This window comes from Pedobacter sp. GW460-11-11-14-TSB4, from assembly GCF_059423705.1.
On record NZ_JBWKYI010000027.1, the window covers coordinates 19160 to 32264 of the forward strand.

Consider the following 13105-nt stretch of genomic DNA (forward strand, 5'->3'; position numbering starts at 1 on the left):
ACAAAAAGTTAAATTAACCTCTATTAATCATTAATTTTTAATTTCTGTTGTTTAAACTTTTCAAACTTATTATTAGGAATATATCCATTATATTTATAAAGACTCTCGTAACCAATGCACTTTTCTTTATCTAAAAACTTAATGATTTTTGCTGGATTGCCACCAATAACACAATAACCATCAGCAAAAGACTTTGTCACTACTGATCCCGCACCAACAATGGTAAAATCTCCCAGTTCTACATTAGGTAAAATGACTGAATTCATACCCACCCAACAATATTTTCCAATCTTTACAGTACCTTCCAAATGCTTAGTTGTATCATAAATATCATGATTACTGCTAATAATCCCAACATTCGCAGCAATTTGAGAATAGTCTCCTATAATTATCTTTCCCATGCCCTGAATATAACATCCAGGCATCATCCCAGGTGATGTTTCAATTCCTGCTTCAATATTTTTAGGATAAGTAACAATACTTGTAAAGTGAACCTGCCAATAGGCAGATCGGTTGAATCCTAATATTTTTTGAAAAAAGAAATACCTAAAATTAATAGGGGTCTGTGTATTTCTTGTTTCATAGATACACCTTGTAAATGGGAGGGTTTTGATTATACCCCAATATATATTCTTTATTATCCTTTTCATATATCTGATACCAAAGCTCTTTTTTTGGAAAGTTGAAATGACCGCACTAAATAGATGATATATATTATCGAAAAATTGATCGCATAAAGTTTCACTGTAAGTAATATATCTTTATAAATAACTGCTCCAGTATATAAAACTAAAGCAGTGCTAAATAAGATATAAATATGCCAAATAAAGTCTTCTTTCTGTTTGTGTACAATATAAAATATAAAGCTTAGCGGGCTTGATATGAATTTGAAGAAAAACATGAAAAGTAGGATGTCTAGGAATTTCCCCGCTGGAGCCCATTGATTTCCAAATAGCAAAACTATGAAATGATCTCCAAATAAGTATAATAAAATAAAAGGAAATACTGAAATCGCTAACATCTTTTTCAAAGTACTCAGATACGCCTCCTGGCAACTACCAGTCTCTCTATAATCTTTAGCAGCTCTTTCTTTAAACACATCAAGAATAGCTCCTGCCAATAATGAGATTGGAATATTCAAGAGTGTAAGAATAAATGAAAAATATCCTGAATCTTTTGGATTAAACAACCATAGAAAAACAAAAACTGGCATTTGTGCACAAAGTACATTCATCAATTCAGCAGGTAATATATACATTGGGAACTTAGCATATTTTTTTCCAACATTCTGATACTGCGCCCTCTGTTCTGTGCTTATCGACAATGATGATTTCATCTCGATAGTCTTTATCTTGTATCTTAAAAAAAGATTTGAAAACAAATGGCTCAAAGTTAACGCCGAGGCTAAGAAAATTGCTGTTGGAAAGAAGAAACCTATCGATACGGCAAATGCCCCAAATAACACGCTCCTCAAAATCTTATTGAGAGAAAGTACTGTAAACTTCTTTTCCCTAACAAGCCAATAGTTTAATATCTGAAATGAGCTTAATAAATATGTTGCGATTGGGATAATCAGAAATATCCATCTGTGCTTATCTTTAATCCCAAATATTGAATTCAAAAAATCAAGTGGCAAGGCGATCATAAAGATTGCTATGATACCGCAAACAGCAAGATTAATCCAATTACAGAGATGCATCAGGTCGATAACTTCATTCTCTGTATCCGGAAGCATTATTGCAAGTTCGTACTTACCTGTTGATAAAATGCTCAAAATGCTAATGGATGCCAAAAAGCCAGCATAAATACCATATTCTGCCGGTCCAAATTGTTTTGCGATGACTGGAATAATCAGAAAAGATATGGCCTGTGCCATTGCTGTGCCAGAAAATAATTTAAGAATATTTTTGTCATATTCTCCAAGTCGTAATCGCATTTGATTTAGCTTAGTTTCCAGCCTTATATATTCTTTCGATAATATCTACAACCTTTAATCCTTCTAAGGCATTTGTAGTTATATTCCCATTTCCATTAATCACATCTACAATATTTTCATAAATATAGTGGTGATTTGCCGCCGAACCTTTATAAGGGCCGTAATCATTTGGTGGATTACTTTCTTTTAATACAGGCATTTCATAATCCTTAATATGGCAATACTCTACTTCATTCATATATTGCCCGCCTACTTTAAGCGAACCGTTTTCAGCGATAACAGTGATTGAGCTTTCCAAATTCTTATTCCACACTGCTGTTGAATAGTTTAAAGAACCCATTCCACCATCTACAAAGTCGAAACTAACAAAGCCCGAGTCCTCAAAATCTGTACTTGTATGGTGACTAAAATCATTGAGTTTTCCTTGAATATTATGTATATCGCCAAAGTACCAATACATTAAGTCAATAAAATGAGAAAATTGTGTAAACAAGGTACCTCCATCTAATTCTTTCGTTCCATGCCATGAGCCTGGTTTGCCCGTTTTAGGATCTGGTTTATAATATCGATCATCTCTATTCCAATAACAGTTGATCTGAACCATAAATATTTTGCCCAGTATGCCCGCTTCTAAAATGCCTTTTAACCATTCTGATGGAGGCGAGTAGCGATTTTGCATTACGCAAAAAACTTGCTTATGTTTATGTAATGCCTTAAATATAACGCGTTCACAACCAGCTTTAGTTAAAGCCATTGGTTTTTCAACTACGATGTGGCAATTACGATCTAATGCTTTAATTGCCTGTTCTTCGTGAAATCCGTTTGGCGTAGCAATAGAGATTACATCAATCTCTAAATTAGATTTTATTAATTCATCAATCGAAGAGAAAAATTTAGCTTCTTTATATGCTTCAATGCCAAGCTCTTGTGATGATTTGGTATCACATAATGCAACTAGTTCACAATTTTCATTGCCTTGAATCATACTTGCATGACGTTTCCCAATATGCCCACAGCCTATTACTGCAAATTTTATTTTTTTGTCAGTTTTCATTCTATTTAACTCTGATTACTAAATTATTTTCTAACTTATATTCTTGTCCACTCTCTTCACATATTGCGATGCCACTATTATCGAAATTTAATCGATGTCCGTACTCGCTTACCCAACCTATTTGTTTAGCAGGATTACCTACAACTAATGCATATGGAACTATCGTTTTGGTAACAACAGCACCAGCCCCTATAAAAGCAAACGCGCCAATATCGTGGCCACAAACAATAGTTGCATTCGCACCAATTGAGGCACCTTTTCCAACATGAGTTTTTGAGTATTGCCCTCTTCTATTTACTGCACTTCTGGGGTTAATCACATTTGTAAAAACCATTGATGGCCCTAAAAAAACATCATCATCACAAGTAACGCCCTCATAAATTGAAACATTATTTTGAATCTTGACGTTTTTACCTAACTCAACCCCTGGAGAAATCACCACATTTTGACCTATATTACAATTTTCACCAATTATACAGTTTGACATCACATGCGAAAAATGCCAAATTTTAACTCCTTCTGAAATATTTGCCCCCTCATCTATCACAGCTGTTTCATGTGCGAAAAATTTACTATCCATCTATTTAAAAAAGTTAATTATATTTTCAATAATGTAGTCTTGAACTTCAGTTTTCATTTCGGTATGGATAGGAAGAGAAATCACTTCCCTGCATAATCTTTCCGCAACTGGGAAATCTCCTTCATTATAGCCATAAACCAAATAAGCTTCTTGTAAATGTACCGGAACAGGATAATAAACCATTGTGGGGATGCCATTATCCTGAAGATATTGCTTGAATTCATCCCTTCTTCCATCCTTAACTTTACAGGTATATTGATTAAATACATGCGTAGAATAACTTGCTCTGGCCGGAATAACAAGGCCATTCAGACCTGAAATCATTTCATCATATTTTTTGGCTACCCCTTGTCTGGCAAGGCTGTAGTCATCTAAATATTTAATCTTCACATTAAGTATAGCAGCCTGCACAGTGTCTAATCTCGAATTAATACCAACAACTTCATGATAGTATTTTTTTCGCTGACCATGATTGGCAATGATATGAATTTTTTCACCCAAGGCTTCATTTTGGGTCAGCAAAGCGCCACCGTCGCCAAAACAGCCCAAATTTTTTGATGGAAAAAAAGAGGTAGTGCCAATATTACCAATGGTTCCTCCAAAGGCTTTTGAGCCATCCTTAAAAATGTATTGAGATCCCATGGCCTGAGCTGTATCCTCGATAACAGCAATACTATACTTCCTGGCGATAGCTAAAATCGCTTCCATATTGGAGCATTGACCAAATAGGTGAACAGGAATAATCCCTACAGTTTTATCTGATATCAGTTCTTCAAGTTTCGTATGGTCTAACTCGAAAGTATCTTCTGTAACATCAATAAATTTAGGGATAAGCCCTAATAAGGCAATCACCTCGACAGTTGCAATATAGGTAAAGGCAGGAACGATAATTTCATCACCGGGTTTAAAGCCCAAGGCCATCATAGCTATTTGAAGTGCATCAGTCCCATTTGCACATGTTACCGCACTGTTAACATTGTTATATTCTTTTAGGCTATTGCTGAATTGCTTTACCTGTGGCCCGTTTATATATGCTGCTCCTTCTACTGCCTCCAGCAATGCCTGATCAATTTCTGATTTGATTTTTAAATATTGACCTTTAAGGTCTACCATTTGGATGGCATCTTTCATAACTTTAATTTAGAATTTTATCACTGATTAATTTCCCAATCGACAATGATGAAGTTGCGGCGGGAGAAGGTGCATTCCTAACATGAATGATATTTGCATTTTGAAGAATATTAAAATCATCTATTAAATTTCCTTTTTTATCACAAGCCTGCGCTCTAACACCTGCTCCACCTTCAACCAAGTCACTCTGATTGATCTCTGGTATTAGCTTTTGTAAGGAACGGGTAAATGCTGCCTTTGATAAAGACCTATAAATTTCGCCCATCCCAGTTTGCCCATATTTCGCAACAATTTTCCAGAACCCGGGCCAGGCTAATGTATCACCCATATCTTTCAAACTGAAATCACTGAATTTATATCCTTCTCTTTTAAAAGCCAGAACAGCATTTGGTCCAGCTTCAATTCCACCGCCAATCATTCTGGTAAAATGAACACCTAAAAATGGAAATTCCGGATCGGGAACTGGATAGATTAAATGTTTAACTAAGCTTTCGCGCTCAGTTTTCAATTTGTAGTATTCGCCCCGAAAAGGTATAATTCTAAGATTATTGTCATCCTCCGTTAAAGAGGCTATGCGATCAGAAAATAGTCCACCACAACTTACTAGTTTAACAGTACTGTATACTTCAAGATTAGTCTTAACAATTATGCACTTACTATCTTGTTGAATCTTATTAACTTCCTGGTTAAAAGATATTTCCCCACCAAGTGCCATAAAAAGTTCTAAAATCTTTTCTGCCATTTTCGGATAGTCAATGATACCTGTTTGTGGAACGAAAATTGACTCTAATGCAGCACAGTGTGGTTCAATCTCTCTACTCTCAGCAGCTGAAAGTCTTTTCAAACCTTTTAAGCCATTTTCAATCCCCCTCTGATAAATGTTGTTTAAACCAGGTAGCTCTTTTTGATCTGTAGCGACAATAATTTTCCCACAAATATCATAAGGAATCTCATGTTGTTGAGCAAACTCAATTATAGATTGATAACCCGAAATACAATTCTGAGCTTTCAGACTTCCTGGTTTATAATAAATACCACTATGTATAACACCACTATTATGGCCAGATTGATGCTTTGCAACACCATCTTCCTTATCTAAAATTAAAACATTTAACTCAGGTTGAGCAATTTTTAATTGATAGGCAGTAGATAAACCAACAAGCCCTGCACCAACAACGATGATATCATATTTTTTAATTGACATGAAAATAATTATAATCTACCATCAACAATATTCCTATCAATAAATGATTTAGTATCAAAAATTACTGCCCCCTTATCTTTATAAGTCTGAAAATCGATAGATAAAAACTCATTGTGCGATACTGCCACAATGATGGCTTTATAATCAGTTCCATTTAAACGATCAATAATTGGCACGTTATATTCATGTTGCACATCTTGCGGATCAGCCCATGGATCATAAATATCCACATCCAATCCAAATTGTAATAATTCTTGATAAATATCAATTACCCGCGTATTCCTCGTGTCAGGGCAATTTTCTTTGAATGTAAAACCTAGTATTAAAGCTTTGGATCCTTTAATAAGATGTCCCTTACCTATCATTAATTTAATAACCTTGTTTGCGACGAACATGCCCATGTTATCATTAACTCTTCTGCCAGATAATATTACCTGTGGATGGTAACCTAAAGACTCTGCTTTATGCGCCAGATAATAAGGATCTACACCAATACAATGCCCGCCTACTAAACCAGGTTTATATTTGAGGAAGTTCCACTTTGTTCCAGCGGCCTCAATTACATCTGTGGTATCTATACCTATTCGATCAAAAATTAAAGCCAGTTCATTAACAAAAGAAATATTTACATCTCTCTGTGCATTTTCAATAGCTTTACTGGCTTCAGCAACCTTTAAACTTGGAGCTTTATGTGTGCCGGCAGTTATAATGCTACTGTATAAGTTGTCAACAACTTCAGCAATTTGAGGTGTAGAACCAGAAGTTACCTTTTTTATTTTAGTTAATGTGTTTACTTTATCTCCTGGATTGATTCTTTCTGGAGAATAGCCGCAATAAAAGTCCTCGTTAAATTTTAGCTGGCTAAATTTTTCCAGTACTGGCACACATTCCTCTTCTGTACAACCAGGATATACAGTTGATTCATAAATCACGATATCACCCCTCTTTAATATTTTGCCAAGCATTTCTGATGCTTTTAGCAGAGGCGTTAAATCTGGAGCTTTAAATTGATCAATAGGGGTGGGAACTGTTACTATATATATGTTACTGCTTTCTATGGCACTAACAGCTGAGGCAAATGACAATCCTATACCATTCTTAACGCGTACACTTCTAAGCGTTTCTAAATCGGCCTCTTGTGTGCGGTCTTCGCCATTATTCAGTTCTTCAACTCGTTCCTGGTTGATATCAAACCCAATAACTTCATATTTTTTAGCAAACTCTATAGCAAGAGGTAAGCCTACGTAACCTAAACCAATAATAGCAATCTTATGTTTACTCATTTATAAATTTTTATTAAAATCTAAAGCATATGTGCATTTAAGTACACTAAAACATTTATTTGATCTTCTAGTCTTACAACAACAAAATCAATTTTCTACTTAAATATCTTTTGATACCATTTTAAGTCCGCACTTTGTCCATAATTACCATAGCCATAACCATAGCCATAATATTTACTGACAATATCATTTACCACTATTCCAAGGTTCTTCATTTTCTTTGTCTGATATAGGTCTTCAACGATTTTCAACTGATCCTTTTGCGTAATTTTTTGTCTAACAAGGTATAGCGTTACATCAGCATACCTTGAAAGTAATTGCGCGTCAGCTATTATACCTACTGGCGGAGCATCCATAATGATATAATCAAATTCCTTCTTTAATTCCTCAATAAGCTTTGGTACATGCTCATTCATTAAAGTCTCAGCCGGATTAGGTGGTAGCGGCCCCGATGAAACAATATATAAATTTTTATTAATCGATAAAGGCTTAACTATATCGGTCATCTTGATTTCAGAATTTATAGTAAAATTACTAAAGCCCATATCATTGCGAACAGCCAGTTTAGCGGAGAGACCTGGTTTACGTAGATCCAATTCCATTAACAGCACTTTTTTACCAGCTAATGCTAAAATATTACCCAAATTAATTGCGGTGAATGACTTACCTTCCCCGCTCATGCTTGAAGTTAAAAGAATAACTTTTTCATTTTCTGTCTTTAAGTAAAATGAAAGATTGGTTCTTAACGCCCTGAACTGCTCTGAAATGGCAGAACGGCTCTGATTCGCAACAATTAAATTATCTTCACTCAAATTATGACTGATTTCACCAATTACAGGAACATTAGTAAGGGCCGCAATCTCCTCCTTTGTTTTAATACTGGTGTTTAACAACTCTTGGCCGAAAATAAATGCTATGGGAATAACTAACCCCGCGAGTAGTCCGATCAGGTAAAAAAGACTTTTCTTTGGGCTTATTGGGTTAACATCAGATTTCGGGGGATCGATGGTCTTCGCAATTGAGATATTAGAAGTTTTAGAAATATTAGTTTCTTCAGCTTTTTGCATCAAAAATATATACAATTCCTGTTTAATTTGCTGATTTCTGGCTAGTTTTAAATAATTCTTTTCAATTTGTGGAACACCAGAAATTTGATCCTCTGCAGTGTTTAATTGCTTTCGAAGTTTATCTCTTGTAAATAAAGCAGTTTTTTTAGTACTTTGGATATTGGAAAGCATATTGCCACGCAGCTCTGCAATCTGCTTGTCTATATTTTGAATAAATGGACTTTGCTCTGTTAAACCTAGCAACTGTTTTTCCCGTTCAATGAGCAAAGAATTATAATGCTCCATAATATTGGAAAAAACCATATCCTGAGGGATTAGTGCCGAAGGAAATACTTTTTTATTGTCTACGTTATTTTTCAAATATTTTTCAAGTTCATTGATCACAGTAACCTGAGTTTCGGCCTTGGCTAATTCTGCAGCAAAGCCCCCAGAGTTTTGAACCAATAACTTACCCTGCTCACTCATATCAGACAACCGATTCCGTTGTTTAAAGGATTCTACTTCATTTTCAACATCACCCAGTTCAGAAGCAATCACATTTAATCTTTCTTTAATGAAACGGTAAGTGCTGTCAGCTACAGCATTTTTATCGTTCAAATTGGACTGTGTATATTTTTTTATCAAAGTATTTAAAATATCTTCCCCTTTATTAGGTAGCGGATATGAAAGTCTTAAATCGATGATACTTACCTGCTTATTACTTGCAGCAACAGCCAGTAATCCCATTAAGGAAGCTACTCTGGAATCTATAGAACTAATGGTAACATAATATTCACTATTGTCTATTTTATAGTTTTGGTTAGGCTCAATTTGTAATATTCCTATTCCATTAACTTTAAAAGGTTCATTCCATCCAATCTCCTTTTTAAAATCCTGGGCGCTTATTAAAAATTTATTTGCTGATACCTTAACTACATCTAATTTAGTGGTGCTAATCGTATCTACCCCTTTAATTATATTAATTTTAAATGGTGCCTCGTATAATTCCCGGCTAACAAAATCTGTTTTTTTTGAGTATACAATGTTTAATTGCATTTCCCGGACTACCTGTTCCATCAGAAATCTTGTTTTTAAGATCTCGATTTCATTGTCAACAGAGTTTTTAGAGCCCATTAATCCACCTAGGTCCATCAGTGCCGTATTCTGCTTTGCAATTCCACCGCCCTTCTGATCGTCATTTACAATTAGTTTAGCTTTGATCTGATAGCTTGGTGCTGTATATTTCCCATATATAAAAGCAAATAGCAGGCAAACGAAAATACTAACTAGACACCAAACCCATTTGTCTAAAAGTTTACTAAAAATATCTTTTAAATTAAGCTCAAGCTCATCCCGGCTTTGCACTGTATTCATTTCTGGAGGGTTATTCATTAAAGATTGCTATTATTTAAAACTAGAAATGGCTAGAACAATTACAGAAATTACCGAAGCGATTAAACCAATGGTTTGAATCTGGGCTGAATTTGTTGCTGCAACTTTTCTTTTATTGGGTTCTACATAGATAACGTCATTCTGTTTTAAATAATAGAACGGACTGCTAAAAACACTACTGGAATTAAGATCCAAACGAGCAAACTCTTTTTTACCATTGTTATCGCGAACAATTAATACATTTTCTCTTCTCCCGTAAATGGTTAAGTCGCCAGCTAAACTTAAAGCATCCAAAATCGTAACCTTTTCATTAGGTAAGGTATATGCGGAAGGCGCGTTTACCTCACCCAATACACTCACTTTAAAGTTAGCAAAGCGGAGTTGTACATTTGGTTGTTTGTAAACATCAGATGCTTTTTCGCGAATGAGCTCTCTTGCTTGGTAAGTAGTTAAACCGACAACCTTTAATTTCCCGATAAGGGATAATTCGATTTCGCCATTTTTGTCGACTAAAAAGCCTGTATTTTGTGTCGATACACTGTTATTGGTATTGCCTCCTAAGGTAGGTGTTGCTGCGGCTTGATTAATAATTGCTCCGCTCTGAGGATTAAGTGTGAAAATATTAATACTTAAGATATCGTCAGGTTGTATTATTGGCTCTGTGAAAGCGATTGCACTATCTAAGCTAGCTTGTTTAACAGACTGAATGTCCTGAAAATAAGCAATTTTTTTATTGCTAACACAGGAAAAGGAAAGGGTAATCGCAAAAAACAGAACTGCCAACTTCGATCCCTTATTCACATTATTTCTTTTATTCATAGGTATAAATCTGTCCTAATAATATTGTAGATTATGAACAGTTTGCAAACTTAATCATTTAATTGTAATATCTAAAAGGCATAATTTCAGATAATCTTGATATAGTTTAATTGTGAGCGTTAATCATAAAAATAATGCCAGAATTTTAATCCTGATTAGAAGTAATTATTCATGAGGCTAAAACCGATCCAAAAATTTCTTGATTTTTAAAATCATAAAAACCAATCAAATCGTAAAGTCTTCCAGACTGGACTGCTTCTGTTAATGTATTTAAATGTTTATCATGATGTAAGTCAGTACCTGCAAAATCATACATTTTTTCCTTCAAAAGCAATTCTGCCAGATGTTTAACATCTTTACCATAGTAGCCTAATACCGAAAGTAAATTAAGCTGCAGTAAACACCCTTTTTCTTTAAATCGTTTTAATCGGCTTTTATCTTTAAAATAAAAAGTATAACGTTCTGGATGGGCCAATACTGGCCGATATCCTTTAATTTCAATATCAAAGATCGTTTGACTAATGCGAGGACTTTCTGATAAGTATGACATTTCGATCAATAAATGTTTTTGATCTAACGTACACAAATGTCCATCTAAGGTAAAATCCTGATCGACCATATATTCTGCCCCAGCACCCAATTTGGTTATTATATTGGCTTGATTAAGTGCTGTTTGTAAATTCTGCTTGGCCTTGGCTATACTTTCTGGTGTATTGGGATAAAGTTCTTTTAAGATATGTGGCGTAGCGATCAATTGCTCAAAACCCAGTTCAGTCAGTGATTTCACAAATCGAACAGAAGTTGCCACATCTGGAGAACCGTCGTCAATACCAGGTAAAATATGCGAATGCATATCCACCCCAAGCCAGGAGATATCGGTAACTTTATTCTTTTTACTAAAAAAACTTAACATATAACTTAACGGGTGATTGGGCTATAGTACTAAAAACATCATTTAACTCCTAAATGCCCTCATGGTAAAGGTCAGCATATTTATATACCTTAACAGAGACAACAATATTCGTACATACTTAACTGATAAAAAACAAATTTATTACGCAATATGCATCTAGGCATCCGGATTAAAAATAAAGGTAGTAATTAGGATTGTAAAAGTAGACGAAATAAGACAATAAGTAGATCTTTTTGAAATTTTTAATAAAAAATTAATCTGCTTAAACTAAATAATCTAAACAGTAGATAATTCGATGCATTAATAGCTTTTCCTTAACAAAATCATAATTATTAGGATCAATGCCAGCAATTGAAATATACTCCAAATTCAAAATAAATTTTACTTCTCCAAGGATAATTTGTTCATAAGTATTAACATAGATTACCTTTCGGTAATAACAGTGTAGCCTATTGTTTTTCCAGTATTTTATCTTTCGTTAAAAGGTGCTGATAAATGGATTGAAGCATAAGCTCAATACTATTTAAAGTTTTATAGTTGCCCCGTTTTTAGATATTCCATCCTTTTTCATTAAATGAGAATCAGATATCACCGTAACTTTTGCCTTTAAGTAAGTGATAGGCGATTCAAGGTACAGAAAAAGAGAAGTTATCAAAGGGCTACATAGTATAGAGAAAACCTAACGTTAAAGTGAAGCCTGTATCAATCCTATCTTATCTTTGATTTTCGCAATATAAAGATTCTTTGATTAGGGCAAAAACGACAAACGAAACACCCACGCACAACTCCGCTCTTTTGGCGAAAAACTAGAAATCTCCAACAAATGTAGTTGTATCTATTAAAAACCAATGAAAATATGACATAAATAGACTTACTTAATTTGCTTAAGCAGATAACTGCCATAACCACTTTTAACTAGTGGAGTAGCAATAGCCCTAAGCTGTTCTGCATCGATAAACCCCATGCGGTAAGCAATCTCTTCGATACACCCAATCTTTAAACCTTGTCTTTCTTCGATAATCTGTACAAATTGTCCAGCTTGCATTAACGAGGTAAATGTTCCGGTATCTAACCATGCAGTGCCTCGGCTCAATACACCCACTTTTAATTTACCACGTTCCAAATAAACACGATTAACATCAGTAATCTCATATTCACCACGGGGAGAAGGTTTAATATTCTTGGCAATTTCAACTACCTCATTATCGTAAAAATATAATCCAGGTACCGCATAACTTGACTTTGGTTGAACAGGTTTTTCTTCAATGGAAATAGCTTTGTTGCTTCCATCAAATTCAACCACACCGTAACGTTCCGGATCTGCCACCTGGTAAGCAAATACCACCCCTCCATCAGGATCGGAACTGGCTTGTAACAATTTAGCCAATCCGTCACTATGAAAAATATTATCGCCCAGCACCAGCGCCACTTTATCTTTACCGATAAACTCTTCTCCGATCACAAAAGCCTGTGCTAATCCATTGGGCTCTGCTTGCACCGCATAACTGAATTTACAGCCCAATGAAGTGCCATCACCCAATAGCTTCTGGAAATTAGGAAGATCATGCGGAGTAGAGATAATCAGAATTTCTTTTATTCCAGCCAACATCAAGGTAGAGAGCGGGTAATAAATCATTGGCTTATCGTAAACCGGCATCATCTGTTTACTACAAGCGAGTGTTAAGGGATGCAAACGGGTTCCGCTGCCACCAGCTAAGATTATACCTTTCATATTTTAGTCATTAGT

11 protein-coding genes are annotated in these 13105 nt (G+C 34.9%); all 11 read right to left on the bottom strand.

The features are described from left to right. Nucleotides 1–23: 23 nt before the first annotated feature. The 11 genes from AC07YT_RS20445 to rfbA all read right to left on the bottom strand — a co-directional run bounded on the left by AC07YT_RS20445 (nucleotide 24) and on the right by rfbA (nucleotide 13090). Nucleotides 24–650, bottom strand: a complete 627-nt coding sequence (locus AC07YT_RS20445; protein ID WP_086548131.1) for an acyltransferase — start codon at nucleotides 648–650, stop codon at nucleotides 24–26. Beyond that, complete coding sequence (locus AC07YT_RS20450; protein WP_086548132.1) at nucleotides 647–1936, bottom strand: lipopolysaccharide biosynthesis protein; 1290 nt, start codon at nucleotides 1934–1936, stop codon at nucleotides 647–649. Before AC07YT_RS20450 ends, AC07YT_RS20445 begins: the two co-directional genes overlap by 4 nt. Before the next feature lie 10 nt (nucleotides 1937–1946). Beyond that, the gene (locus AC07YT_RS20455) at nucleotides 1947–2990 is read right to left on the bottom strand and encodes a Gfo/Idh/MocA family protein (RefSeq protein WP_086548133.1); all 1044 of its coding nucleotides are present in this window, start codon (nucleotides 2988–2990) and stop codon (nucleotides 1947–1949) included. A gap of 1 nt (nucleotide 2991) precedes the next feature. Beyond that, nucleotides 2992–3570, bottom strand: coding sequence for an acyltransferase (locus AC07YT_RS20460; RefSeq protein WP_086548134.1), 579 nt, complete (start codon nucleotides 3568–3570; stop codon nucleotides 2992–2994). After that, nucleotides 3571–4701 carry a DegT/DnrJ/EryC1/StrS family aminotransferase gene (locus tag AC07YT_RS20465; RefSeq protein ID WP_494945504.1) on the bottom strand — a complete coding sequence of 377 codons (1131 nt, stop codon included), beginning with the start codon at nucleotides 4699–4701 and terminating at the stop codon, nucleotides 3571–3573. A gap of 4 nt (nucleotides 4702–4705) precedes the next feature. After that, a complete protein-coding gene (lhgO, locus tag AC07YT_RS20470) occupies nucleotides 4706–5905 on the bottom strand; it encodes an L-2-hydroxyglutarate oxidase (protein ID WP_086548135.1) in 1200 nt (399 codons plus the stop codon). Between the two features lie 8 nt (nucleotides 5906–5913). Further along, nucleotides 5914–7188 (bottom strand): nucleotide sugar dehydrogenase, encoded by a 1275-nt coding sequence (locus tag AC07YT_RS20475; RefSeq protein ID WP_086548136.1) that lies wholly within the window; start codon nucleotides 7186–7188, stop codon nucleotides 5914–5916. 95 nt (nucleotides 7189–7283) lie between these two features. Next, nucleotides 7284–9626, bottom strand: coding sequence for a GumC family protein (locus AC07YT_RS20480; RefSeq protein ID WP_086548137.1), 2343 nt, complete (start codon nucleotides 9624–9626; stop codon nucleotides 7284–7286). Nucleotides 9627–9638: 12 nt separating this feature from the next. Next, entirely contained in the window at nucleotides 9639–10445 is an 807-nt protein-coding gene (locus AC07YT_RS20485) for a polysaccharide biosynthesis/export family protein (protein ID WP_086548138.1), read from the bottom strand. 169 nt (nucleotides 10446–10614) lie between these two features. Beyond that, complete coding sequence (locus AC07YT_RS20490; RefSeq protein ID WP_086548139.1) at nucleotides 10615–11358, bottom strand: tyrosine-protein phosphatase; 744 nt, start codon at nucleotides 11356–11358, stop codon at nucleotides 10615–10617. Between the two features lie 871 nt (nucleotides 11359–12229). Beyond that, nucleotides 12230–13090, bottom strand: coding sequence for a glucose-1-phosphate thymidylyltransferase RfbA (gene rfbA, locus AC07YT_RS20495; protein WP_086548140.1), 861 nt, complete (start codon nucleotides 13088–13090; stop codon nucleotides 12230–12232). Between the last annotated feature and the right edge of the window lie 15 nt (nucleotides 13091–13105).